Origin of the sequence: Serratia sp. szju (assembly GCF_044594185.1) — a bacterium.
Classification (GTDB): domain Bacteria; phylum Pseudomonadota; class Gammaproteobacteria; order Enterobacterales; family Enterobacteriaceae; genus Serratia; species Serratia bockelmannii.
Map to the genome: position 1 here is coordinate 26,509 of NZ_CP172576.1, position 24,062 is coordinate 50,570.

Consider the following 24,062-nt stretch of genomic DNA (forward strand, 5'->3'; position numbering starts at 1 on the left):
TCAAGGTTCCTTGTTGGAAAAAGTCGCAGCCTGCGGCGGCAAGGCCGCCAGGCCTCGAATCAAACGGCCCAGCGCCGCCACGGTGCGGGCGGAAGGGTCCATGTCGTAACCGGGGAGGATCACGTAGCGCCGCTGACGCACGGCGCGCAGCGTAGCGGTCAGCGGGTGATGCTCCAGAAAGGCGATCTTGTCGGCCGCGCTGTCGCCGAAGCCGCCGCGCGGCAGATCGCCAAGCACGATCGCATCCGGATCGCGGGCGGCGATAACCTCCCAGGATACCGTCGGCCACAGCTCGGGCAGATCGCCGAACAGGTTCTCGCTGCCGACGCTTCGGCTCAGCAAACCTGGTGCGCCGCAGCAGCCCGCCACGTAGGGCGTCTGCGTGCCGGCATACCACCACAGCAGACGTAAATGCGGCAGCGGCGCGCGCTGCGCCTCAAACGCCTGGAGTTGCCCACGTAGCCGCGCGATCAGCGCTTCACCGCCGCGGCTGACGTTGAAAATGCGCGCCAGCTCCCGCAGCTCGGTGAAGATGTCTTCAAACGTCAGCGCAGCGGCGATCGCGCTTTGCTGGCCGCTGCAGGCGCCGGGAGAGAGGTAAGTGCCGATGCCCCATTCCGCCAGCCGCGTCCGATCGGGCGTTTCCGGGCTGTGCAGCCAGTAATAGCTGGCCGAATAGACAAAATCCGGCCGCATCAGCAGCAACGCTTCCGCCGTGGGCGGCGCCGGGCTGGTGGGCGCCCGCAGCGCATCGGCCGACGCCGTCGGCGCGGGATCGCGCATGCGGTCATACCCGACCACGCCGATTGCACGGGCGGCCAGCCCCAGCGCCAGCAGGTTTTCCAGCGCCGGATTGGCATAAACCAGCACCCGCTGCGGCGGCTGCGGGTAATCGCGCGTGACCCCGCAATTTTGCAGGCTGACGCTATCGGCACGCAGCGGCACGCCCCCGCCCAACCCCAGGGCGCACAACAACAGGCAAAGCCGGCGTTTCACGCCGTCAGAACCTGACCGACACGAAGGTTTCATAGCTGCGCGGCGGCGCGATCAGCGCCTGATCCGGGTAGGTGCGCTGATAGGCGTACAGCTGGTTGGTGGCGTTGCGAATGCGGAAACCGACATCGACGATCGGCGTCAACTGATAATCCACCGCCAGATCGAGCGTGGTGTACGCGCGCATCTTGCGCTGGTTGGCGTCGTCGTTATAACTGCTGCCGACGTAGCGCAGCGAAGAAGCCAGCCCCAGGCGCGCCGTCGCCTGATAATGCACGCTGAGGTTGGCGGTCCAGTCCGGGATATAGGCCGGGCGATTGCCGTTGTAGCTGCGCAGCGGGCTACCGCCGCGATAGTCGTCGTAGCGGGCGTGCGTGTAGGCGGCATTGCCGGCCAGCTCCCAACGATCGTCGGGACGCAGCACCACGCCAAGCTCGATGCCGCGCGACGTCTGCCTGCCTACCGCGTTCAACGCATCCGGCCGCTGCGCGTCGGGCACAAACAGGTTGTCCTTGCGCAGTTCGTACAGCGCCAGCGTCGCCTCTCCCTTGTTATCCCAAAACTGCCCTTTGGCGCCGGCCTCCCACTGGCGCGCTCGCGTCAGCGGCAGATCGGTCTGCGTCGGGCTGAGGAAGAACAGATCGTTGCCCGGCTCCTGGCCGGTGGTGTAGTTGGCGTAAAGCGTGAGGTTATCGGTCAGTGCATAGCTGGGGCCCAGGCTCCAGGTGCTGAAAACGTAGGTGCGCGCGCGGCTCTCTTCCTGCGGCCCCTGGAAGCGCCAATCCATGTTCATATGGTTGTAGCGCAGCTGGCCCAGCAGCGCTAAACGCTCGGTCAGGCTGAAGCGGTCTTCAAGAAAGGCAGCGTACTGATTCTGAGTGACGTGGCGCACCGGCGCACGCTGGCTGGCGGTGCCCTGAGCGAACGGCTCTCTGGGCGGCGCGCCGAGCGGCACGTCCTCGGAGCCGGGGAAACCGTTGGAGTAGTACTGAAAATGCCGCTTGCTCAGATCGAAGCCGACCAGTAACCGATTATCGAAACCGGCGATAGCGCGATCGAACACCAGCGAACTGCGGTTGCCGATCAGATCGTCGTCGTGCGCCAGAGCGCCGAAAGAGTCGCGGTTGACGTCGCCGGGCCGGGCCGCCGCCGCGACGCGGAAACGCTCGACGTTGCGCCATTCGCGAAAACCGCTGTAGTAATAGAATTGGTTATGCCACTCCACTTCGGGCGTCATAAACCAGTCCAGACTGGCCTGAAATGCGGTGGCGTTGCTCTGGATACGGCTGTCGGTCAGGTTGTTGTAATTGATATCGCGCAGCTCGCCGGCAATGCGCCCATTCAGCAGCGGCGTGCCGTAGTAAGGATTGTTGGTGCGGTTGAGCATGCGGTCCAGGCTCAGCGTCAGCAGCGCATCGTCCGTCAATTTAAACAGCAGCGAGCCGGATACCCGCTTCTGCCGATCGCGTTCATACTGCACGTTGCTGCCGCTGTCGTTGCCGCTGACGTCCAACCGGTACGCCATCACATCGTCCACCAGCGCGCCGCCGGCACCCAGATGCAAACGCTGGCTGCGGTAGCTGCCGAGGCCATAATCGAGCTCGAACGGCTGCCGGTTGAAGGTCGGCCGCCGCGAGATCAGGTTGACGCTGCCGCCTGCGGCGCTCAGCCCGTTCAAGGCCGACCCCGGCCCACGCAGCACCTCGATGCTGTCGTAATGCGCCGGATCGCCCAGTTGCAGCGTACTGCCGGGCATCTCTACGCCGTTATACAGCCAGGCGATCGGCCGAAAACCGCGTGCGGAAAAGTTGTTGGACAACGTTGGCGAAGCGACGCCGGACAGACCGGTAGCGTGCTCGACGGCGGCGGCCAGCGAACGATCGCCCCGCTGTTGGATCGCCCGCGCGCTGATAATATCGACGCTGCGCGGCGTCTCCCGAGCGGTCAGCCCGATCTGCGAAGCGCTGCGGCTCACGGCGTTCAACGCATCGTAACGCCCGGCGGGGGCCGCCGCCTCCACGGTGAGCTGTTCTTCACACCCCGTGGCATTGCGGGCTTTATCGCAGTCGGCGGCGAAAGCCAGCGGCGCTGTCAGTGCGCCGCCGATCCATGCGGCGGCAAGACATAAAGATTTTTTGGGCGTGCCAAGACGCCGGCGTGTCGTACTCATGTGGAGCATCCCTGTGGTGAAATAAAAACCGGCCGCAGCCGGCGTAAAGCCTTATTGTTTTTCTGTTATGTTATATTATTACAATATTACAATACCAGTCTTTATTGCCCCACTCTCCCACGCACGGCGTTTGGCGCTTTGCCGCCAAATCGGCGACAATACGGTTTTTGCCGTCGACAGGATGCGCTATGCAGGCCGAAATTCTTCTGACTCTCAAACTCCAGCAAAAGCTGTTCGCCGATCCGCGCCGCATCGCGCTGCTGAAACAGGTGCAGCACACCGGCTCCATCAGCCAGGGCGCCAAACTGGCGGGCATCAGCTACAAAAGCGCCTGGGACGCCATCAATGAGATGAACCAACTGGCGGAACACACGGTGGTGGAACGCGCCACCGGCGGCAAAGGCGGCGGCGGCGCGCATCTGACGCACTACGGCCAACGGCTGATCCAGCTGTATGACCTGCTGGGCCAGGTGCAGCAAAAAGCCTTCGACGTGCTGCAGCAGGACGATCTGCCGCTCGACAGCCTGCTGGCGGCCATCTCGCGCTTCTCGCTGCAAACCAGCGCGCGCAATCAGTTCTTCGGCACCGTGATCGAACGCGATCATCAGCAGGTGCAGCAGCACCTGGCGATTTTGTTGAACGACGGCACCACTCGCCTGACGGCGGCCATCACCCAGCAAAGCGCCGACCGGCTGCAGCTGGTGCCCGGCAAAGAGGTGCTGGCGCTGATCAAAGCGCCCTGGGTGCGGTTAAGCGTCGAGACGGGGGAGCATACCGGTGCGGATAACGCGCTGGCGGGCGTGGTAGCCGGCATTCAGCCGGGGGCCGAACACAGCGAGGTGCTGGTGACGCTGGCGGGGGGCGAAACCCTGTGCGCCACCCTGACGACGGCGGAGTTGCAGCGCCTGCAGCTGAGCGTCGGTACCGCCGTACACGCCCTGTTCAACGCCGACCACGTGATTATCGCCACGTTGTGTTAAGCGCAACGTAACGTTGCGTTTTTGCTGATTGACATCACCGTGCAATGCGCCTATTTCTAAGGCAAATAATTGCAAAAAAAGGAACAGGTGATGTCGTCGTTGCACATTTCGCAAGGTTCATTCCGCTTAAGCGATACCCGTACCCTGACGCTGGATGCACTGGCGATCCAGGCCGGCGACAGCTGGGCCTTCGTCGGCGCCAACGGCAGCGGCAAATCCGCCCTGGCGCGCGCGCTGGCCGACGAACTGGTTCTGCTGAGCGGTGAACGCCGCAGCGACTTTCAGCATGCGGTGCGCATCTCCTTCGAACAGCTGCAAAAAATGGTCAGCGACGAGTGGCAACGCAACAACACCGACCTGCTCAGCGCGGACGAGGACGATACCGGCCGCACCGCGGCGGAGATCATTCAGGAAGAGGTGAAAGACGCCGCGCGCTGTGAGCGGCTAGCCGCGCAGTTCGGCATCACCGCCCTGCTGACCCGCCGCTTTAAATACCTCTCCACCGGCGAAACGCGCAAGACCCTGCTGTGCCGGGCGCTGATGCCCGAGCCTGACCTGCTGATCCTCGACGAACCCTTCGACGGGCTGGACGTGCACTCGCGCGCACAGCTCGCCGCGTTGCTGAGCGAGCTTTCCTCCCAGGGCCAGACCGTGGTGCTGGTGCTCAACCGGTTCGACGAAATACCGGATTTTGTCCGGCAGGTGGGCGTGCTGGCGGACTGCACCCTAACCAGCCGCGGGCCGCGCAGCCAGGTGATGGCGGACGCGCTGGTGGCGCAGCTGGCGCACAGCGAAAACCTCAGCGGGCTGGCGCTGCCGGAAACCGAGGATCCGACGCAAAAAGTAGCCCTGCCGACGGACCGGCCGCTGATCGTCCTGCGCGACGGCGTGGTCAGCTATAACGATCGGCCGATCCTCAATCACCTCAACTGGCAGGTTAACCCCGGCGAGCACTGGCAAATCGTCGGTCCGAACGGCGCCGGAAAATCCACGCTGCTCAGCTTGATCACCGGCGATCATCCACAGGGCTACAGCAACGATCTGACGCTGTTCGGCCGCCGTCGCGGCAGCGGGGAAACCATCTGGGAGATCAAGCGCCATATCGGCTACGTCAGCAGCAGCCTGCATCTGGATTATCGCGTCAACACCAGCGTGCGCAACGTGGTGCTGTCGGGGTTCTTCGATTCGATCGGCATTTATCAGGCGGTCTCGGATCGTCAGCGGCAGCTGACCGAGCAATGGCTGGCGCTGCTCGGGCTCGACGGCGCGCGCGGTGATGCCCCGTTCCATAGCCTTTCCTGGGGCCAACAGCGGCTGGCGCTGATCGCCCGTGCGCTGGTGAAACACCCGGCGCTGCTGATCCTCGACGAACCGCTGCAAGGGCTGGATCCGCTCAATCGCCAGCTGGTGCGCCGCTTCATCGACGTGCTGATCGGCCAGGGCGCCACCCAGTTGCTGTTCGTTTCGCACCATGCCGAAGACGCGCCGCAGTGCATCACTCACCGCCTCAGCTTCGTGCCCGACAGCGAGGGCGGCTACGGCTATCAACACCAGCGGCTGGAGGCGGCCTCCGCCTGAAACGCGGCGTAAACATATCCGGCAACACTTCACCGCAGCACATCACATTTGGCCTTTTATCATAGAAAGAAAGAAGGCCATTTTCTGGAGACGCCATGTCCGCTGCGTTGATTATCATCGACCTGATCGAGGATCTGATCGGGCCCAAAGGGCGCGCCAACCACTGCCGTGAACAGGTGGTGGCAACCCACCTGCTCGCTAACGTCAATGCCGCCACGGCCTATGCCCGGGTGCGAAAAATTCCGGTGATCTGGGTGCGGGTGGGATTCGCCGACGATTATCATGATATCCCGCCCCACTCGCCGTTGTTCAACCATCTCAAGCAGATCGGTGCGCTGCGGCTAAATGGCCCGGGCTGCCGCTGGGTGCCCGAACTGCATCAGGAAGAGACCGATCTGCAGTTTGAAAAAACGGCGGTTAGCGCCTTCTCCGGTAACAATTTGTTAGCCTGGCTGCGGCAACATCGGTGCCACCATTTGCTGCTGGCGGGTATCAGTACACCGCTCGCCATCGAGAGCACCGCGCGTCAGGCGCACGACGCCGGCTTCCAGGTGACCGTACTGCACGATCTGTGCGCAGCCCCTACGCAGGAGATCCACCAGCAGAGTCTGGATACCCTGCAAAACCTGGCCGAAATCACCCGTTCGCAGGCATGGATGAAAGGCTGACCCGCATCGCCGCCGATCGTGTGGGCCGGCATCATGCACGAATGCATCACTGCCCCGACCTTTAGCGTCATCCTGGTGTGCTACTATCCGCTCTAGCGCTCAATTTCGCCATCATCGCACGCCGCAAAGGCGCTGAGCGCCGTGTACATATTTTAAAGGGACATATTATGTGGGGCGTACTGGCTGCTTCGTTATTTTTCTTGCCGTTTAACCGGCTGATAGCCTGGGTGATCCTGGCCGCCTCAGCGGGTATGGGGCTTTATCATGGGGTACTGACGCCGCTCAGCCTGAGTTATCTGCTGGCGATCGTAGCGCTAGCGGGGTTGCGTCACCATTTTCGCGCGCAGCGCAATCTGGCGATCGCGCTCGAAGGATTGGTGGTCGCCGGCTGCGTGGCGCTGTTCTTGCATCTGGTGCCGGGCATCCACAACCAGCTGATGATCGACGGCGAAAGAGCTGGCCCGCTCAGCGCGCCGTTCACCATGTATTACAACTTCGATAAGGCGATGGTGCCCTTCCTGCTGTTCGCCTGCTTACCCACGCTGTTTTCCGCCGAACCCGGCGGCAACGCCGGCAAAGCGGGCTGGATTGCGCTGCTGCTGGCCGTGCCGGCGCTGTTGCTGCTAGCCGTGGCGCTGGGCGGCTTAAAAATCGAGCTGCATGCGCCCGCCTGGATCCTGCCCTTCGTCATGGCGAACCTGTTTTTCGTCTGCATGGCCGAGGAAGCGCTGTTTCGCGGCTACCTGCAGCAGCGCCTCAGCCAGTGGCTGGGCGCCTGGCCGGCGCTGATCGTCGCCTCCCTGGTGTTCGGCGCCGCACATTTGGCGGGCGGTATGCTGATGGTGATCTTCGCAACCCTCGCCGGGGTGATCTACGGCCTGGCGTGGATGTGGAGCGGCCGTCTGTGGGTGCCGATTCTGTTCCATTTCGGGCTTAATCTGACCCATCTGCTGTTCTTCACCTACCCGCTGTATCAGCATTCTTAACGGCTGACGCCGGCAGAGAGCCCCTCTCTGCCGGCTGGTCGGGTGAAAACGCTATCACCAGCACCTCACCGTATGACCTCAATCATGCCGCCCCCTGCTTTTCTCCACCCATCCAGCGCTTTTTAATGAAGTGTAAACGATTCCATTTTTCGCGTTAGATCACCTTTTTACCGTCGCGAGCGTGCTATCTTTTTGCGCAATGACTTCTCCCTGTTCAGCAACGGGCGTATTAAAACGGTAATTGGAAGCGATTACACCCTTGTCGACGCCAATAAGGAACCGTATGACGGAATTTAACCCTATCGACCATCCGCACCGCCGCTTTAACCCGCTGAGCGGCCAGTGGGTGCTGGTCTCACCGCACCGCGCCAAGCGCCCCTGGCAGGGCCAGCAGGAGACTGTCCCCACGGAAACGCTGCCGGCGCACGATCCCGACTGTTTCCTGTGCCCGGGCAACGCGCGCGTCACCGGCGATCGCAATCCGGAATATCGCGGCACCTATGTCTTTACCAACGATTTCGCCGCACTGATGAGCGATACGCCGCCGGCGCCCGACAGCCACGATCCGCTGATGCGCAGCCAGAGCGCGCGCGGCGTCAGCCGGGTGATCTGCTTCTCTCCCGATCACAGCAAGACTCTGCCCGAACTGACGCTGCCGGCGCTGGAGCAGGTGGTCACCACCTGGCAGGCGCAAACCGAGGAGCTGGGCAAGCACTACCCCTGGGTGCAATTGTTCGAAAACAAAGGCGCGGCGATGGGCTGCTCCAACCCGCACCCGCACGGGCAGGTCTGGGCCAACAGTTTTCTGCCGAACGAGGCCGAGCGCGAAGATCGCCTGCAACACGACTATTTCCGGGAACATGCCTCCCCGCTGCTGCTGGATTATGCGCAGCGCGAGCTGGCCGCAGGCGAACGCATCGTGGTGAACACCGAACACTGGCTGGCGGTGGTGCCCTACTGGGCCGCCTGGCCGTTTGAAACGCTGCTGCTGCCGAAAACGGCGGTGCAGCGCATCACCGATCTCAGCGCGGCGCAGAGCCGCGATCTGGCGCTGGCGCTGAAGAAGCTGACCAGCCGCTACGACAACCTGTTCCAGTGTTCTTTCCCCTATTCGATGGGATGGCACGGCGCGCCGTTCAACGGCGCCGACAACCGACACTGGCAGCTGCACGCCCATTTCTATCCGCCGCTGCTGCGTTCAGCCAGCGTGCGTAAATTTATGGTCGGTTACGAGATGCTGGCGGAAACCCAGCGCGATCTGACCGCCGAACAGGCCGCAGAGCGTTTGCGCGCCGTCAGCGATATTCATTACCGTGAAGCCGGAGCCCAAGCATGAGCCTGAAACCGCTTACCCATTCCCTGTTTACCGAACACTTCGGCTACGCGCCGGCGTTGACCATCCAGGCGCCGGGGCGGGTGAATTTGATCGGCGAGCATACCGATTACAACGACGGCTTCGTGTTGCCCTGCGCCATCGATTACCAAACCGTCATCGCCTGCGCCAAGCGCGACGACCGCCAGATCCGCGTACTAGCCGCCGATTATCAGAATCAGCAGGATCAATTCTCGCTCGACGAGCCGATCGTCAACCACCCCGATCAGCGCTGGTCCGACTATGTGCGCGGCGTGGTGAAACATCTTCAGCGACGCAACCCCGATTTCGGCGGCGCGGATCTGGTGATCGCCGGCAATGTGCCGCAGGGCGCGGGGCTCAGCTCCTCCGCCGCGCTGGAAGTGGCGGTAGGCCAGGCGCTGCAGGCGCTCTATCAGCTGCCGCTGGACGGCGTGGCGCTGGCGCTGAACGGCCAGGAGGCGGAAAACCAGTTCGTCGGCTGCAACTGCGGCATCATGGACCAGCTGATCTCCGCGCTCGGCCGGCGCGACAGCGCTCTGCTGATCGACTGCCGCTCGCTGGAGACCCGTGCGGTGCCGATGCCGGACAGCGTCGCGGTGGTGATCATCAACTCCAATGTGCAGCGCGGGCTGGTGGACAGCGAGTACAACACCCGCCGCAAACAGTGTGAAGAAGCGGCTCGGTTCTTCGGCGTCAAGGCGCTGCGTGACGTCAGCCCGGAACAGTTTGAAGCACGTCAACATCAGTTGGATCCGTTGGTGGCCAAACGCGCGCGCCATGTCATCAGCGAGAATGCCCGCACGCTGGCGGCGGCCGATGCGCTGGCGGCCGGCGATCTGCAACGCATGGGCCGGCTGATGGCGGAGTCCCACGCCTCGATGCGTGACGACTTCGAAATCACCGTGGCGCCAATCGATCGGTTGGTCGAGATTGTCAAAGCGACGATCGGCTCGCGCGGTGGCGTGCGCATGACCGGCGGCGGCTTTGGCGGTTGCATCGTCGCGCTGATGCCACAGGATCTCGTGGAGACGGTGCGTGCCGCCGTGGCGCACGAGTATCCGCGGCAAACCGGCGGATTACAGGAAACGTTCTATGTCTGCCAGGCTTCGCAGGGGGCCGGTACATGCTGACGATGAGCACGGCAGCGGCGCCCGATGGGGAGCCTTATCAGCTGACGCAGCTGCAAAACGCCGCCGGCATGACGGTGACGCTGATGGACTGGGGCGCCACCTGGCTGTCCGCCGTCTTGCCGCTCAAATCCGGTGAAAAACGCGAACTGCTGCTCGGCTGCCGCAGCCCGGCAGACTACCCGCGTCAGGGCGCCTATCTGGGCGCCACCGTCGGCCGTTACGCCAACCGCATCGCCAACGCCAGCCTGCCCATCGATGGGACTCCCCATGCGCTGGCCGCCAATCAGGGCGTCCACCAGCTGCACGGCGGCCCCGACGGTTTTCATGCCCGCCGCTGGCGCCGGGTCCAGCAGGATGCGCAACAGGTCTGCTATGCGCTGCACTCGGCGGAGGGCGATCAGGGTTTCCCCGGCAATCTCGACGTGCAGGTCTGCTACCGTCTGACCCCGGATAATCGTTTGGAAATCAGCTATCTGGCACAGGTCGATCGCCCCTGCCCGGTCAACCTGACCAACCACGCCTATTTCAATCTGGACGGCGCCGGCACCGACGCCCGCGCCCAACGGCTGCAGCTGTTCGCCGATCGCTATCTGCCCGTCGACGCCGAGGGCATTCCCTGCGCCGATCTGACGCCGGTGGACGACAGCGGCATGGATTTTCGTCAGCCGAAAACGCTGCTGCAGGATTTCCTGCGCGATCGCGACCAGCAGCGGGTAAAAGGCTACGATCACGCATTCTTGCTGCACCGCACCTGCGGCGCGCTGGAGAGCCCGGCAGCCCATTTGTGGTCCGCCGACGGCCAGGTGCAAATGAGCGTGTTCACCGACGCGCCTGCACTGCAACTCTACAGCGGCAATTTTCTGGCCGGCACGCCGGCGCGCGATGGCGGCAGCTACGCCAACCATGCCGGCGTGGCGCTGGAGAGCGAGTTTTTGCCGGACAGCCCGCACCATCCCGAGTGGCCGCAGCCGGACTGCTGGCTGCAACCGGGGAGTCGCTACCGCAGCGCCACGCATTATCAGTTTTATCCTATCTGACCCGCTACGCCCCTCGCCGTGCGGCCGGGGGCAATTTGTTATAAATGCTTACCTTTTAGCGCTATCCCCCTACCGGCGCCCACCTTCCCTTATTCCAAAGCGCGCACTACACTCAGGCTACCGTGATAAGCACAACGCCTTGTGCAACGTCACCATTTTCGGCCGATGGCGGCCAATCAATAGCTGAAGGAACACCTATGCGTCTGATTACTGCACTTCCATTGCTGGCGGGCTTAATGCTGAGCACCAATCTGATGGCGGCCGACGCGACGACGGCGACGAAAACGCCTTCTCCGGCGCAGGCCGCCCAACAGAAACGCATGACCGATTGCAACCAGCAGGCATCCACCAAATCGCTGAAAGGCGCCGATCGCTCCACCTTCATGAGCACCTGTCTGAAATCCGAAGGCTCCGCCGCGGCGGGCAAAACCCTGACGCCGCAGCAGCAGAAAATGAAAAGCTGCAACGCCGACGCCAAGACCAAGGATCTGAAGGGCGACGCGCGTAAAACCTTCATGAGCAACTGCCTGAAAAAATCGGCCTGATTTCCCCCACGCCACGGCGCGCCCGGAGCGATTTCGGCGCGCCGTTTCCCCCTCACAGCGCCAGCCTGAACGATTCAGCTTTTTCCTTTCGCCAGCCCTTACTTTGCGGCAAGAAATTGGCTATGGTTAGACACTATCGATTGCCGAGCCCCGGCCCGCGGCAATATAATGATTTTCGTTATCATTGAAATGTCAGATTATTAAGGAGTTAAGCTATGGCTGTAACTAAGCTGGTTCTGGTGCGTCACGGCGAAAGCCAGTGGAACCAAGAAAACCGCTTCACCGGTTGGTATGATGTTGATCTGTCCGACAAGGGCCGCACCGAAGCGAAAGCAGCAGGCAAGCTGTTGAAAGAAGAAGGTTTCACTTTCGACTTCGCTTACACCTCCGTACTGAAGCGCGCGATCCACACCCTGTGGAACATCCTCGACGAGCTGGATCAGGCCTGGTTGCCAACCGAAAAATCCTGGAAGCTGAACGAACGTCACTACGGTGCGCTGCAGGGTCTGAACAAAGCCGAAACCGCTGAAAAATACGGCGACGAGCAGGTGAAGCAATGGCGTCGCGGCTTCGCGGTGACCCCACCTGAGCTGACCAAAGAAGACGAACGTTACCCTGGCCACGATCCGCGCTACGCCTCCCTGACCGAACAAGAGCTGCCGCTGACCGAGAGCCTGGCGCTGACCATCGATCGCGTTATCCCTTACTGGGACGAAGAGATCCTGCCACGCATCAAGAGCGGCGAGCGCGTGATCGTTGCAGCACACGGCAACTCGCTGCGCGCGCTGGTGAAATACCTGGATAACCTGAGCGAAGACGAAATCCTCGAACTGAACATCCCAACCGGCGTGCCGTTGGTGTATGAGTTCGATGAGAACTTCAAGCCAACCAAACGTTACTACCTGGGTAACGCCGACGAAATCGCTGCAAAAGCGGCCGCCGTGGCGAACCAGGGTAAAGCGAAGTAATTTCGCCCGTTAACGAAAAAGCCCCCGGTGAAAACCGGGGGCTTTTTTATTACTGTCGCAGCTGCTGCGCCATCGCCTCGTTCACCGCGTCCAGCCGTTCCTGCATCGCCGGATGGGTGCTGAGCCAGGCCGGCAGCGCCCAGTCATCGGTCTTTTCTCGTTCAGGCGCCTGCGCCAACGCGCGATAGATCGCCGCCATTTCTGCCAGCGAACGCCCCTGGCGCTGCATTTCCGCTATCGCAAACGCATCGGCCTCACGCTCCATCCCGCGAGAAAACTGCATCTCATTCACGAAGGACGCGGACTGCAGCAACGTATCGCCGATGCCGCTGACGTCACCCGTCATCCACATCAGCGTCAACGCCACCAGTGACGAACGCACCAGCATGCGCATCGGATGACGATAAGCGTGATGCCCCATTTCGTGCAGCATCACCGCCGCCAAGCCATCGTCGTTTTTCGACAAAGTGACCAGCTCATCGCTGAGCACCAGCGTGCCGTCTGGCAACATAAAGGCGTTCGGCGCACCGGGCGCCGCCATCAACTTCAGCGACAGCGGCGTGCGCTCCTGGCGCATCTCAGGCGGCATCACCTGCCGGAACAGTTGTTGCAACGCCTGCTGCCTCTCGACCGGGAGTGCGGAGGGCGCGAAGCCGCTCTGGTCCAAAAACGTCTGTGTATGCTCGCCCAGCGTCTGTTCCACCGAGGTGGGGATGCGCATGGCGATCTCGCTGCTCGCCCACGGCAGCACCACGTAAACGTAAGCCACTACCGCCAGCAGCGTCATCAGCAGCGCCAGGGCAACGCCGCGTTTATGGCGTTCCAGCCGATGTACCCACCCCGGCGAACGGCGCTGATAGAACCAGCGGCGAAAGGCCGCATCGTCATCCGGCACAAAGCGCGCACCGTCGCTAAAGGTGAGCGTCAGCGGAATATTGCCCAACGCGGCAGAAACGGTGATGTCCGCCAGCGGGATGTAACGCTGTTCATCCTGCCGCTGCAGCGTCACGCCTTCGCCGCTTTCGTTCACCAGTAAACGGGCCGCCTCACGTGCGGCCCGCCCCGGCAATTGATAAGCGCCTTCAAGGATCATCGGCGCCTCAGAAGCTGCCGCCCAGATCCAGCGCCTGCACCGCTTCTTCGGCCACCGCGCTGTTGGCAGTTTCCTGATGCGCAGTAATGTTCAGCAGCGCCAAATCGCCTTCAACCGCCGTGCAAGCCGCCAGATAACGGGCATGGCGCACTTCCGCCACCGGCGCCGCCAAACCGAGCGAGAACAGGGTAATCAGGGTATTGGTGATCAACAATCCCATGTACGGCATCGTTTTCATTGAGGAATGCAGCTTGATGTCGCCGTTCAGCCTTGCCTGGTTAAACAGGTAGTTGCGTTGGGCGACAACCTGGTAACTGCTGGCCACCAGGGCGCCGATCAGCAGCACCACCATCATCAGCAGCAGGCTGCTGATATTGTCCAGCACCAGCACATCAATGGCTTCATTGGTCAACATGCCCATCAACACCATCTGATAGAGGGTAAGGAAGAACGAACCGATGCACACCAGCGCGACCAACATGAACGGCAGGAATATGAGCAGGCCAACCAAGGCAAATTTGATAAAGGCCGATTTCTTCAGTTCGGCAATAAACGGTGTCTTCCCGAAAAACAGGTTATTAACGTACAAGTCATGCTGCAGTGCGCTAATAATGCCGTTTACCGCCGCAAATGCCGGCACGGCCAAAATCAGCGTCAGCACCAGCATAAAAGCAATGGCGTTGATGCTGCCAAGACCGCTGCCAATGCCGAGCAAGACGATCAGACCGACATACAGCCCGATAATCAGCAATAACGGGCAGAACAGTAAAGCCCAATAGGCGCGCCCGGTGCGGCAGACATAATTAAAACGCACGCCGCGATAGCTCGACATAATCGCATTGTAACGCCAGCTGCGGATCACGATCCACGGCAACAGGGCAAGCAACACCAGCAAAGCCAGCAGCCCCAGCAGAGGCGTTATCGCCAGCAAGATATAAAACACGATGATGCCGCCGATCACCAACAGCCGCCCTTTCAGAATTTGCAGCGGTTGTGCATGATAATCGAAACGATCGCCGTCCAATTCCGTGTTGCCGTAAAAATAGCGACGACGACGCACCGTCGCCCAGGCGGAATAGATGCCCAGGGTCAGAGCCGTCAATAACGCGTTGACTAACCAAATAGCGAAGTACTCACCACCTTTCCCATGGAATTTAATCCGGTGCAGCCCCAGCGGCTGCGAGGTATTACTTGTCATAATTCTTTCGTCCTGAAAGGAATAGGTCATACCACTCCCCGCTTATTCGTCATGCGGAGTTTGTGGAATAAAAAAGCGTCTTATATAAGCACAATGCCGAGAGCGGTGACAATTATTCTTTTATTAAATAGGAATAATGCGAAGACGGTCGCTTAATGATTTAATAAGCCTATTAACTGTAGGCCTTAAATTGACAGGAGATATAAAAATTTAAGATAAATAGAAAAGGGCCCGCTGGCGAGCCCTTCTTTACGCGATTAACCGCGGCGCGCTTTCACCGCCGCCGCCAGATCGCGCAGCACGGTTTCGGTATCCTGCCAGCCGATGCAGCCGTCGGTGACGCTCTTGCCGTAAACCAGCGGTTCGCCGCTTTCGAGGCTCTGGTTGCCTTCCACCAGATGGCTTTCGATCATCACGCCGATAATCGCTTTTTCACCGCCGCCAATTTGCCCGCAAACATCGGCGCTCACGTCCATCTGCTTTTTGAACTGTTTGCTGCTGTTGGCATGGCTGAAGTCGATCATCACCTGCGCCGGCAGCCCGGCTTTGCTCAGACCGGCTTTGACGTCCTTCACGTGCGCCGCGCTGTAGTTCGGCTCTTTGCCGCCGCGCAGGATAATGTGGCAGTCGCCGTTGCCGCTGGTGTTAACAATCGCCGAGTGGCCCCATTTAGTCACCGAGAGGAAGCAGTGCGGCGCGCCGGCGGCGTTGATAGCGTCGATCGCCACCTTGATGGTGCCGTCGGTGCCGTTCTTGAAGCCGACCGGGCAAGAAAGGCCGGAAGCCAGCTCACGGTGCACCTGCGATTCCGTGGTGCGCGCGCCGATGGCGCCCCAGCTCATCAGATCCGCCAGGTACTGCGGCGTGATCATGTCGAGGAATTCGCCGGCGGCCGGCAGGCCGCTGTCGTTAATCTCCACCAGCAGCTTGCGCGCCAGGCGCAGGCCGTCGTTGATGTTGAAGCTGTTGTCCATTTGCGGATCGTTGATCAGGCCTTTCCAGCCCACGGTGGTGCGCGGTTTTTCGAAGTACACGCGCATCACCACTTCCAGCTCGCCGCTCAGTTCTTCACGCAGCGCCAGCAGGCGCCCCGCGTACTCTTTGGCGGCTTGGGTATCATGGATGGAGCAAGGGCCAATCACCACCAGCAGGCGATCGTCGCTGCCGCGGAGGATATTGTGAATTGCGCTGCGGGCCTGGGACACCGTCTTTGCCGCGCGTTCAGTGGCCGGGAATTTCTCCAGCAAAGCCACCGGCGGCAGGAGTTCCTTAATATCATTAATGCGTAAATCGTCGTTTTGGTAATTCATAGCTTTTCCATTCGGTATCGTGGGGTATTTCGCAGTGCGTAACGGTGTAGATCCCAACAATCTAGCCTGTGAGAATGGCGCTGTAAATCACCTTTGCCCCCCACCGCTGGAACCGCCAAATTAACAGCAGATTGTGCTGTTTCATCTGGCGAGCGCAGAGCCTCCTTTTTCGCTATGCTAGCGATCAGAATATAAAGTGACCCGAGTTGAACATGCCCTCTCTGCTATTAGTTGATGACCACCCGGTGGTTCATGTCGCACTGGAAGCGGCGCTAATGAAATCATCCCGTCCCTACCACCTGCAGGCGGCACAGGATGACGTACAGGCGCTGGCCCTGCTGGCCGAGGCCGCTTTTGGCCTGGTGATCCTGGATATCGGCCTGCCGCAGGCCGACGGGCTGCAGCTGTTGAAAAAAATCCGCCGCCGCTATCCGCAACAAAAAATCCTGATCTATACCGCGCAGGAAGCCGATGTCTATGCGCGCATGGCGCATGCCGCCGGCGCCGACGGTTTCGTCAATAAAGGCAGCTCGCTGGCGGAGTTGGTGCAGGCGATCGAGCAGGTGCTGGACGGTGAAACCCGCTTCCCCGCCGCCGCGCTGGCCGAAGAGCCGCCGACGGCGGACGGCGGGCAGCTCACCCCCAAGGAGCTCGAGGTGCTGGGCTTGCTGAGCCAGGGGCTGTCCAACCTGCAGATCGCCGACCGGCTGCACATCAGCAACAAGACCGTCAGCACGCACAAAAAAAACATCCAGCGTAAAACCGGCGCCGGCAACCTGCTGGAGCTGGTGGCGGTGTTTAAAGAGCTGGCGCCATGATGCGCCGCGCCCTGCTGCTGCTGATCCTGTGGTGCGGCCTGGCGCAGGCGGCGGAGCCGGTGCGCTATCAGTTGGTCAGCAACCTGAATACCCCCGAGAACATGCTGATCGTCGGCGAGAAAAATCCCTGGCGCGATCGCACGCTGCGCGTCGGCATCATCAGTGAGAACACCAGCCCATACAACATCATCGTGGACGACGATCTGTATGGGCTGAACGCCGACTACCTCGGCTATATTCAGCAGGTGACCGGCATCCGCTTCGCCATTTACGGCTTCGCCGACCTGACGCAGCTGGAGCAGGCGCTGCACGACGGCAAGGTCGATCTGCTGTACGGCATCCCGCAGAGTGAAGCGCTGCACGGGCTGGAGATCTCTCAGCCCTACTACGTCAGCAATCTGCGCGTATTGCGCGATCGCAGCAACGATCGGCCGGTGATGCTCAATTCCGCCAACGCCCGCGTCGCGATCGGCGCGCTGACCGACATGCAGTCCGGCGGCGCCCTGCAGGCGGTGGCATCGCAGATCCAGCGCTACGACAACAACCTGCAGGCGGTCTATTCGCTGCTCAACGGCAGCAGCGACTACTTTATCGCCGACGAGGCCAGCGCCAGCTTTATCATCGACCAGCTGCAGCTCGGCCAGCTCTATCAGATTGAAAGCAACGAGAACCTGGGCAACCTCTCCTTCGTGTTCGCCGCCGCCGATCCGCGCCTGATAGACACGCTGGACACCGCCATCGCCGACGCGCCGATGGAGCTGATGAATGCCCTGCAGAGCCGCTGGAGCAAAAAGATCCCCAGCTACCTCGACACCGGCAATGCCGATCTGACGGCGATGGAGAAAAACTGGGTGGCGAGCCACCGCGTGGTTTACTACGCCGCCATCGAGAACAACTTCCCGTTCGCCTACCGCGGCTCCGACGGCCAGCCGCGTGGCTACGCCATCGACATTCTCAACATCATCGCGCAAAACACCGGACTGCGTTTCGCGCCGCTGTGGGCGCGCAACGCCGAGCAGGCCGATGAGCTGGTGCAGTCCGGCCAGGCCAGCTTCCGCGCCGCCCTGCCGCTGGCGCGCGGCGTCAAGGCGCGCTACGGCGCCAGCATGCCGATCCACCGTTCGCTGTGGGGCGTTTACGTCGGCCAATACGCCAACGGCATCTCAACCTGGAGCGATTTGGCCGGTAAGCGCATCGGCGTGCTGCAGGGCGATTTGGCGCAGGGGCTGGTACCGGAACAGGAGCAGACCGTCAGCTTCGCCGACAGCAAGTCGATGTACGACGCGCTGGCCAACGGCCAGTTGGATGCGCTGGTGGATAACGTCATTTCCGCCAACTTTTTGGCGCTGTCGCGCTATTCCGGCGCCATCAAACTGGCCTTCGCCGCCAACAATATCCCCTATCCGGTGGCCTTCGGCGTGCGTCGCGATCAGACGCTGCTACTGGCAATCCTCGATAAGAACCTGATGCAGATCCCGGCGGACACCCTGCAATCGCTGCGCGACGAGTGGATCGTCGATCGCAGCAACCTGATCGATGCGGTGAACGATAACCGCATGCCACCGCAGACTACCTGGCTGCTGGCGCTGCTGGCCGCCGCCACCGTGCTGCTGTTGGCGCTGACGCTGCGCCGTTTCATGCTGCAGCGCCGTGAAAAACGCGAACGCGAAGAGCTCGAGCAGGCGCGCCGCCGCGCCGAAGCGGAAAACCGCATGAAGAGCAAATTCCTCGCCACCGTCAGCCACGAGTTGCGCACGCCGATGCACGCCATCCTCGGCCTGCTGGAACTGGAGCTCAAACGCCAACCCGCGCAGGAAGGCCTGCCGGTGATATACAGCTCGGCCTCTTCGCTGCTCAACCTGCTCAACGACCTGCAGGATCACGCTCGGCTGGAAACCGGTTCGCTGACGCTGGCGCCGAAACCGGTGGCGCTGCGCCCCTGGGTCGCGCGCATCGACGCCCTCTACCGGCCGCTGATCGGCGAACGGCCGTTGACGCTGAGCGTAGTGGCGGATCCGGCGCTGCCGGAGGCGGTGATTATTGATGGTGAGCGTTTACTTCAGGTGGCTAATAACTTGATAAACAACGCGATAAAGTTCACGCCGCGCGGCACCATTCAGGTCGAGGTCGGCTGGCACGCGCAGGATGAGCGGCAGGGGGAATTGCATCTGACGGTGAACGACAGCGGCTGCGGCATCGCCGCCGATGAGATAGGCAAGCTGTTCCAACCGTTTTACCGTGCACGCGGCGCGCAACGCATCTCGGTGCAGGGCACCGGTTTGGGGCTGTCGATCTGCAAAGAAATCGTCGAACAGATGGGCGGCCGCATCGAACTGCACTCGCAGCCGGGCGTCGGTACCCGTGTCAAGGTCGCGATACCGGTCGAGCTGAGCGGCGCGCTGCCGGCTGTCGCCCCGGCAGAGCGCACCTTTGCTCTGCCGTCTTCCGCCTTACGTACCGCGCTGATCGACGATCATCCCACCAATCTGTTGCTGATGGAACGCCAACTGCGCCACTTCGGATTACAGCCGGCCCGCTTCGAACAAGGCTATGCGCTGCTGAAGGCCCAGCGCCGACAGCCGTTCGATCTGCTGTTTATCGACTATAACATGCCGCGCCCGGACGGCCTGACGCTGGCCAGGCTGATCCGGCGCGACGAACAGCGGCTGCAGCACCCACCTTGCCGCATCGTGCTCTGCTCGGCAGACGTGCAGGAGTTTACCCGCATCCCGCCGGGGCTGGTGGCGATCGATCACTTCCTGACCAAGCCGATTTCGCTGACGGCGATCGGTCAGGTATTGGCTCAGCAACCGCAGGCTCAGAAAGAAAAGTCAGTCCTTACTGACCTGCAGCAAACGCTGGCCGAAATGGCGGGTGGCGATCGCGCCATGCTGCAGCGGCTGGCGCAGACGCTCGGCGATACGCTGCGGCAAGACCGGCAGCGACTCGCGGATGCCGTCGCCGCAAGCGACTGGCCACTGCTGGAGCAGGCGGCGCACCGCATCAAGGGCAGCCTGCTGATGCTGCAGCTGCCGGAAACCGCGCAGCTGTGCCAGCAGCTGGTGGAAACCGCACGTCGGGGCGAGCTTGCCGCCGCCGCTTATACTAAATTAAAGGCGTTAGTGGCGCAGATAGTGCCGGAGCTGGACGCTCTGCTCACCGCCGCCCCCTCTTTCGCTATGCATAAGGATGAATAATGTCGGACACTCCACACGTACACTTGCCGAAAGACAGTAATAGTAAACGCCTACTGACCGCTTTTTTAGTCACCGCCGTCTTTATGGTGGCCGAGGTGGTCGGCGGCCTGTTGTCCGGCTCGCTGGCGCTGTTGGCCGATGCCGGCCACATGCTGACCGATGCCGCCGCGCTGCTGGTGGCGCTGATGGCGGTACATTTCTCCCAGCGCAAGCCCAACGCGCGCCATACCTTCGGCTATCTGCGCCTCACTACCCTGGCGGCCTTCCTCAACGCCGCGGCGCTGCTGGTGATCGTGGTATTCATCCTGTGGGAGGCGATACGGCGTTTCTTCGAACCACAGCCGGTGATGGGTACTACGATGCTGATCATCGCCATAGCGGGGCTGCTGGCGAACCTGTTCGCCTTCTGGTTGCTGCATCGCGGCAGCGAAGAGAAAAATATCAACGTGCGCGCCGCCGCGTTGCATGTGCTGGGCGATCTGCTCGGTTCGGTGGGCGCCATCGTCGCCGCCATCGTCATTCTTGCCACCGGCTGGACGCCGATTGACCCGATCCTGTCGGTGCTGGTCTCCTGTCTGGTGCTGCGCAGCGCCTGGCGACTGCTGAAGGAGAGTTTCCACGAACTGTTGGAAGGCACGCCGCAGGAGATCGACATCGCCAAGCTGCAAAAAGACCTGTGCCTGAATATCCCGGAAGTGCGCAACATCCACCACGTACACGTCTGGCAGATCGGCGACCAGAAGCTGATGACGCTGCATGCGCAGGTGATCCCGCCGCATGACCACGATGGGCTGTTGCAACGCATTCAGGCTTATCTGTTGGAACACTACAAGATTGGCCACGTGACCATTCAGATGGAGTACCAGCACTGCGAGACGCCGGACTGCGGTATCAACCGGGCGCCGGAGCCGAGTGAACACTCACATGCCGAAGCGCATTCCCATCTGGGACATCGCCACTAAGCCAAGAGGGCGCCACCACGGCGCCCTCTGCGTTGTTACGGTGTGGAAGAGAGCGGATTGGAACGGTTGCGCCCGGCGCTCTTAATCCACAGCCAGGAACCGTTCAGGGCGATCAGCGTCAGAATGACGTACTCCAGCGCCATCGCGTACACCCCTTGGTAGGCGAAGATCGCCACGCTGATGACATCGATAACCACCCACAGCAGCCAGTTTTCCACGTATTTGCGCGTCATCAGGATCATCGCCACGATGGAGAGCACCATCATCGCCGAATCCCAAAACGGGAACGCGTCCGGCTGCAGTTCAGGCATCTGCACGTTCAGCCCCAGCCCTTGCATCACCGCCACCGCAACCTGCGTCAGCCAGGCGAACACGCGGTCGATGTTAAAGGTCATCAAGCCGATGCCGATGACGCAGACCGCCGCCCAGGCCAACGCTTTCGGCAGCGGCAGCCAGCGGATCTGCAGCTCAGCCTGATTGTCCTGGGTCTGGCGGCTCCAGGCATACCAACCGTAAATGTTGGCACCGAAGAAGAACAGCTGCAGCAGCAGGCTGGCGTACAGCTGGATCTGGAAGAAAATCACCGCGAACAACGTGACGTTGATCAGGCCGAACAGGTAGTTGATGATTTTTTCCTTGCTGGCGTACCAGATGCACAGCAACCCGAACAATGTGCCGATAGCTTCGATCCACGACAGATCGTAACCGCCTGCGCCCAGCGGAATGTGCACCAGAATATTGCTGGTACTGAAGAAGCTCATGAGGTCATCCTTTTAAACGGTTAAGCGTTGCCTTTAACCTGCATCTTAAGCTGAGCGGCGAAATCCAGCATGCGATTCAGCGGCACCAGTGCCTTCTCACGCAGCGCGGCGTCCACGTGGATCTCATGCTGCGCGCCCCCCTGCTCCAGCCCTTCGGCAATTGCCTTCAGGCCATTCATCGCCATCCACGGGCAATGCGCGCAGCTGCGGCAGGTCGCCCCTTCTCCGGCGGTCGGTGCTTCGAACAACTCCTTGTCCGGGCAGGCCTGCTGCATCTTGTAAAAGATACCGCGATCGGTGGCGACAATCAGCTGTTGATGCGGCAATGTTTTCGCCGCCTGAATCAGTTGGCTGGTAGACCCCACCGCATCCGCCAGCTCGACCACCGCCTGAGGCGATTCGGGATGCACCAGGATCGCCGCCTGCGGATAAAGCGCCTTCATGCGCCGCAGCGCCTGGGTCTTGAACTCGTCATGGACAATGCAGGCACCTTGCCAACACAACACGTCAGCGCCGGTCTGCTTCTGCACGTAGCTGCCAAGATGACGATCCGGCGCCCAGATGATCTTCTCGCCCAGGCTATCCAGATGCTCGATCAATTCGACGGCGATGCTGGAGGTCACCACCCAGTCAGCGCGCGCTTTGACCGCCGCCGAAGTGTTCGCATAGACCACCACGGTGCGATCGGGATGGCTGTCGCAAAACGCATGAAACTCCTCTTCCGGGCAGCCCAGATCCAGCGAACATTCGGCAAACAGCGTCGGCATCAGCACCTGCTTTTCCGGGCTGAGGATTTTGGCGGTTTCCCCCATGAAACGCACGCCGGCCACCAACAGCGTGGAAGCCGGATGGGCGCTGCCGAAGCGCGCCATTTCCAGCGAATCCGCCACGCAGCCGCCGGTTTCTTCCGCCAGCGCCTGGATTTCCGGATCGGTATAATAGTGGGCGACCATCACCGCATTGCGCTGCTTGAGCAGGGTTTTGATCTTCTCGCGATAAAAGGCTTTTTCGGCTACGTCCAGCGGTACCGGTTTAGGCGGGAAGGGATACACCGCCGCATTGACATCAAACATTTCACTCATCGCTGCAATCTCATGCTAGGCTGGGCGCCTGCCGCGTGAATATCGCCTACCGCAACGCCCTTAGTTTTATATACTAAACAAAATACCTAAAATCGCGCGAAAAGTCCGCTGATATTTTCAATTTTGCGCACTCAATGTTTAATAGATTAAAAACATAGGCATTAGCCGCGCAGTTCACAGCGGATTAACAGCCTGAGGAGAACGTATAGCCGTTCAGAAAAGAGCGGGATGATAGTCGGTGTCGTGTTGAAACGAGAAAGCAGCGGATTCAGATTGCGGTGATGCGGATACGAAAAAAGCGCCCAAAGGCGCTTTTTTCTGAATGGGTGGGTCGTGCAGGATTGATTCGGCCTTTGGCCTCACCCTACGGGCAACGCTGCGCGTTGTCATATCGCTACGCGATGCTCGAACCTGAGCGCAGGATCTCACCCGCACGACTCAGTGGGCTATATCAGCAAGAAGATAAAGGTAGAGTCAGGTGGGCGCAGATGCGAAAAAAGCGCCAAAAGGCGCTTTTTTCTGAATTGGTGGGTCGTGCAGGATTCGAACCTGCGACCAATTGATTAAAAGTCAACTGCTCTACCAACTGAGCTAACGACCCGCAGTGTGGTGGGTGATGACGGGCTCGAACCGCCGACCCCCTCCGTGTAAAGGAGATGCTCTACCAACTGAGCTAATCACCCACTGCTGTGGTACTGCTATTTTCACTCTCAAAGAGTGGTGGGTCGTGCAGGATTCGAACCTGCGACCAATTGATTAAAAGTCAACTGCTCTACCAACTGAGCTAACGACCCACTGATGTGGTTTACTGCTGATGGCGAATAGGTTATTGGAACCGACTCGCGGAAAACAAGGATGGGGATGTTCAGGACAACTCGACGGGTACTCGACTCGGACCTTTACTTGCCACATCAAACCGATTCTGAAGCTGCCATTCTTAAAGAATGGTGGGTCGTGCAGGATAACTCGGCCTTGCGGGCCATCACCGGAGTGATGTTGTCTCGCTGCGCGAGACTCGAACCTTTACGGTTCTCATCCTTTACGATTCTCTATCGCAGCCATTCGCGAAGAATGGTGGGTCGTGCAGGATTCGAACCTGCGACCAATTGATTAAAAGTCAACTGCTCTACCAACTGAGCTAACGACCCATAACAGTGGTGGGTGATGACGGGCTCGAACCGCCGACCCCCTCCGTGTAAAGGAGATGCTCTACCAACTGAGCTAATCACCCA

The 24,062-nt window shown here is 60.9% G+C and carries 19 protein-coding genes, 5 tRNA genes and 2 other RNA genes; 12 read left to right on the forward strand and 14 right to left on the reverse strand.

What is annotated here, in order from left to right; all coding sequences use genetic code 11:
* Together RE418_RS00155 and RE418_RS00160 are read right to left on the reverse strand one after the other, a co-directional pair.
* Positions 1 to 996: an ABC transporter substrate-binding protein gene (locus tag RE418_RS00155; protein ID WP_049208978.1), complete on the reverse strand. Its 996-nt coding sequence runs from the start codon at positions 994 to 996 to the stop codon at positions 1 to 3.
* A 4-nt stretch (positions 997 to 1,000) separates the two neighbouring features.
* Positions 1,001 to 3,163: a TonB-dependent siderophore receptor gene (locus tag RE418_RS00160; protein ID WP_089180639.1), complete on the reverse strand. Its 2,163-nt coding sequence runs from the start codon at positions 3,161 to 3,163 to the stop codon at positions 1,001 to 1,003.
* 188 nt (positions 3,164 to 3,351) lie between these two features.
* Here RE418_RS00160 and modE point away from each other — a divergent pair, with 188 nt between their 5' ends.
* From modE to gpmA, 9 genes are all read left to right on the forward strand, one after another.
* Positions 3,352 to 4,143, forward strand: a complete 792-nt coding sequence (gene modE, locus RE418_RS00165; RefSeq protein ID WP_089180638.1) for a molybdenum-dependent transcriptional regulator — start codon at positions 3,352 to 3,354, stop codon at positions 4,141 to 4,143.
* 90 nt (positions 4,144 to 4,233) lie between these two features.
* The gene (modF, locus tag RE418_RS00170) at positions 4,234 to 5,721 is read left to right on the forward strand and encodes a molybdate ABC transporter ATP-binding protein ModF (RefSeq protein ID WP_089181663.1); all 1,488 of its coding nucleotides are present in this window, start codon (positions 4,234 to 4,236) and stop codon (positions 5,719 to 5,721) included.
* Between the two features lie 95 nt (positions 5,722 to 5,816).
* Positions 5,817 to 6,389, forward strand: a complete 573-nt coding sequence (locus RE418_RS00175) for a cysteine hydrolase family protein (RefSeq protein ID WP_049208980.1) — start codon at positions 5,817 to 5,819, stop codon at positions 6,387 to 6,389.
* 167 nt (positions 6,390 to 6,556) lie between these two features.
* A complete protein-coding gene (locus RE418_RS00180) occupies positions 6,557 to 7,375 on the forward strand; it encodes a CPBP family intramembrane glutamic endopeptidase (protein WP_089180637.1) in 819 nt (272 codons plus the stop codon).
* A gap of 283 nt (positions 7,376 to 7,658) precedes the next feature.
* Positions 7,659 to 8,711 (forward strand): galactose-1-phosphate uridylyltransferase, encoded by a 1,053-nt coding sequence (gene galT, locus RE418_RS00185; RefSeq protein ID WP_060432606.1) that lies wholly within the window; start codon positions 7,659 to 7,661, stop codon positions 8,709 to 8,711.
* On the forward strand, positions 8,708 to 9,859 hold the full coding sequence (gene galK, locus RE418_RS00190) for a galactokinase (RefSeq protein WP_025301898.1): 1,152 nt from the start codon (positions 8,708 to 8,710) through the stop codon (positions 9,857 to 9,859). The genes galT and galK overlap by 4 nt, the downstream gene beginning before the upstream one ends.
* Complete coding sequence (gene galM, locus RE418_RS00195; RefSeq protein WP_025301897.1) at positions 9,853 to 10,896, forward strand: galactose-1-epimerase; 1,044 nt, start codon at positions 9,853 to 9,855, stop codon at positions 10,894 to 10,896. Before galK ends, galM begins: the two co-directional genes overlap by 7 nt.
* 197 nt (positions 10,897 to 11,093) lie before the next feature.
* Positions 11,094 to 11,441 carry a PsiF family protein gene (locus tag RE418_RS00200; protein WP_025301896.1) on the forward strand — a complete coding sequence of 116 codons (348 nt, stop codon included), beginning with the start codon at positions 11,094 to 11,096 and terminating at the stop codon, positions 11,439 to 11,441.
* A 215-nt stretch (positions 11,442 to 11,656) separates the two neighbouring features.
* A complete protein-coding gene (gene gpmA, locus RE418_RS00205) occupies positions 11,657 to 12,409 on the forward strand; it encodes a 2,3-diphosphoglycerate-dependent phosphoglycerate mutase (RefSeq protein WP_004939834.1) in 753 nt (250 codons plus the stop codon).
* A 49-nt stretch (positions 12,410 to 12,458) separates the two neighbouring features.
* Here gpmA and RE418_RS00210 read toward each other — a convergent pair whose 3' ends face one another.
* The 3 genes from RE418_RS00210 to aroG form a co-directional block, all read right to left on the reverse strand.
* Positions 12,459 to 13,502, reverse strand: a complete 1,044-nt coding sequence (locus RE418_RS00210) for a M48 family metallopeptidase (RefSeq protein ID WP_089180636.1) — start codon at positions 13,500 to 13,502, stop codon at positions 12,459 to 12,461.
* Positions 13,503 to 13,509: 7 nt separating this feature from the next.
* On the reverse strand, positions 13,510 to 14,700 hold the full coding sequence (locus RE418_RS00215; protein ID WP_025301894.1) for a YjgN family protein: 1,191 nt from the start codon (positions 14,698 to 14,700) through the stop codon (positions 13,510 to 13,512).
* A 257-nt stretch (positions 14,701 to 14,957) separates the two neighbouring features.
* On the reverse strand, positions 14,958 to 16,010 hold the full coding sequence (gene aroG / locus RE418_RS00220) for a 3-deoxy-7-phosphoheptulonate synthase AroG (protein ID WP_025301893.1): 1,053 nt from the start codon (positions 16,008 to 16,010) through the stop codon (positions 14,958 to 14,960).
* A 212-nt stretch (positions 16,011 to 16,222) separates the two neighbouring features.
* On the opposite strand from aroG, the gene RE418_RS00225 reads away from it, so the two are divergent.
* Genes RE418_RS00225 through zitB form a run of 3 tightly spaced genes read left to right on the forward strand, consistent with a single transcriptional unit; the run spans position 16,223 to position 20,987 of the window.
* Positions 16,223 to 16,828 (forward strand): response regulator transcription factor, encoded by a 606-nt coding sequence (locus RE418_RS00225; protein ID WP_089180635.1) that lies wholly within the window; start codon positions 16,223 to 16,225, stop codon positions 16,826 to 16,828.
* A complete protein-coding gene (locus RE418_RS00230; protein ID WP_089180634.1) occupies positions 16,825 to 20,025 on the forward strand; it encodes an ATP-binding protein in 3,201 nt (1,066 codons plus the stop codon). The genes RE418_RS00225 and RE418_RS00230 overlap by 4 nt, the downstream gene beginning before the upstream one ends.
* Positions 20,025 to 20,987: a CDF family zinc transporter ZitB gene (zitB, locus tag RE418_RS00235; protein WP_089180633.1), complete on the forward strand. Its 963-nt coding sequence runs from the start codon at positions 20,025 to 20,027 to the stop codon at positions 20,985 to 20,987. The genes RE418_RS00230 and zitB overlap by 1 nt, the downstream gene beginning before the upstream one ends.
* Positions 20,988 to 21,022: 35 nt before the next feature.
* On the opposite strand, the gene pnuC is transcribed toward zitB, so the two are convergent.
* The 9 genes from pnuC to RE418_RS00280 all read right to left on the reverse strand — a co-directional run bounded on the left by pnuC (position 21,023) and on the right by RE418_RS00280 (position 24,061).
* On the reverse strand, positions 21,023 to 21,748 hold the full coding sequence (gene pnuC, locus RE418_RS00240; protein WP_089180632.1) for a nicotinamide riboside transporter PnuC: 726 nt from the start codon (positions 21,746 to 21,748) through the stop codon (positions 21,023 to 21,025).
* Between the two features lie 20 nt (positions 21,749 to 21,768).
* On the reverse strand, positions 21,769 to 22,830 hold the full coding sequence (gene nadA / locus RE418_RS00245) for a quinolinate synthase NadA (RefSeq protein WP_015376982.1): 1,062 nt from the start codon (positions 22,828 to 22,830) through the stop codon (positions 21,769 to 21,771).
* 324 nt (positions 22,831 to 23,154) lie between these two features.
* Positions 23,155 to 23,279: non-coding RNA, RtT sRNA (locus tag RE418_RS00250), on the reverse strand.
* Between the two features lie 76 nt (positions 23,280 to 23,355).
* A tRNA-Lys gene (locus tag RE418_RS00255) sits at positions 23,356 to 23,431 on the reverse strand.
* Between the two features lie 6 nt (positions 23,432 to 23,437).
* Positions 23,438 to 23,513, reverse strand: a tRNA-Val gene (locus RE418_RS00260).
* 35 nt (positions 23,514 to 23,548) lie between these two features.
* Positions 23,549 to 23,624, reverse strand: a tRNA-Lys gene (locus RE418_RS00265).
* Positions 23,625 to 23,775: 151 nt separating this feature from the next.
* Positions 23,776 to 23,887: non-coding RNA, RtT sRNA (locus RE418_RS00270), on the reverse strand.
* Positions 23,888 to 23,902: 15 nt separating this feature from the next.
* Positions 23,903 to 23,978 (reverse strand) — tRNA-Lys (locus tag RE418_RS00275).
* Positions 23,979 to 23,985: 7 nt separating this feature from the next.
* Positions 23,986 to 24,061, reverse strand: a tRNA-Val gene (locus RE418_RS00280).
* Position 24,062 lies beyond the last annotated feature (1 nt).

What these genes read in the sequence shown, in the direction of transcription:
- RE418_RS00200 (WP_025301896.1), top strand. Translation starts at nt 11,094, where the DNA reads ATGCGTCTGATTACTGCACTTCCATTGCTGGCGGGCTTAATGCTGAGC.
- modE (WP_089180638.1), top strand. Translation starts at nt 3,352, where the DNA reads ATGCAGGCCGAAATTCTTCTGACTCTCAAACTCCAGCAAAAGCTGTTC.
- pnuC (WP_089180632.1), bottom strand. Translation starts at nt 21,748, where the DNA reads ATGAGCTTCTTCAGTACCAGCAATATTCTGGTGCACATTCCGCTGGGC.
- galK (WP_025301898.1), top strand. Translation starts at nt 8,708, where the DNA reads ATGAGCCTGAAACCGCTTACCCATTCCCTGTTTACCGAACACTTCGGC.
- RE418_RS00210 (WP_089180636.1), bottom strand. Translation starts at nt 13,502, where the DNA reads ATGATCCTTGAAGGCGCTTATCAATTGCCGGGGCGGGCCGCACGTGAG.
- RE418_RS00175 (WP_049208980.1), top strand. Translation starts at nt 5,817, where the DNA reads ATGTCCGCTGCGTTGATTATCATCGACCTGATCGAGGATCTGATCGGG.
- RE418_RS00225 (WP_089180635.1), top strand. Translation starts at nt 16,223, where the DNA reads ATGCCCTCTCTGCTATTAGTTGATGACCACCCGGTGGTTCATGTCGCA.
- galM (WP_025301897.1), top strand. Translation starts at nt 9,853, where the DNA reads ATGCTGACGATGAGCACGGCAGCGGCGCCCGATGGGGAGCCTTATCAG.
- aroG (WP_025301893.1), bottom strand. Translation starts at nt 16,010, where the DNA reads ATGAATTACCAAAACGACGATTTACGCATTAATGATATTAAGGAACTC.
- RE418_RS00230 (WP_089180634.1), top strand. Translation starts at nt 16,825, where the DNA reads ATGATGCGCCGCGCCCTGCTGCTGCTGATCCTGTGGTGCGGCCTGGCG.
- modF (WP_089181663.1), top strand. Translation starts at nt 4,234, where the DNA reads ATGTCGTCGTTGCACATTTCGCAAGGTTCATTCCGCTTAAGCGATACC.
- RE418_RS00180 (WP_089180637.1), top strand. Translation starts at nt 6,557, where the DNA reads ATGTGGGGCGTACTGGCTGCTTCGTTATTTTTCTTGCCGTTTAACCGG.
- RE418_RS00215 (WP_025301894.1), bottom strand. Translation starts at nt 14,700, where the DNA reads ATGACAAGTAATACCTCGCAGCCGCTGGGGCTGCACCGGATTAAATTC.
- gpmA (WP_004939834.1), top strand. Translation starts at nt 11,657, where the DNA reads ATGGCTGTAACTAAGCTGGTTCTGGTGCGTCACGGCGAAAGCCAGTGG.
- galT (WP_060432606.1), top strand. Translation starts at nt 7,659, where the DNA reads ATGACGGAATTTAACCCTATCGACCATCCGCACCGCCGCTTTAACCCG.
- zitB (WP_089180633.1), top strand. Translation starts at nt 20,025, where the DNA reads ATGTCGGACACTCCACACGTACACTTGCCGAAAGACAGTAATAGTAAA.
- RE418_RS00160 (WP_089180639.1), bottom strand. Translation starts at nt 3,163, where the DNA reads ATGAGTACGACACGCCGGCGTCTTGGCACGCCCAAAAAATCTTTATGT.
- nadA (WP_015376982.1), bottom strand. Translation starts at nt 22,830, where the DNA reads ATGAGTGAAATGTTTGATGTCAATGCGGCGGTGTATCCCTTCCCGCCT.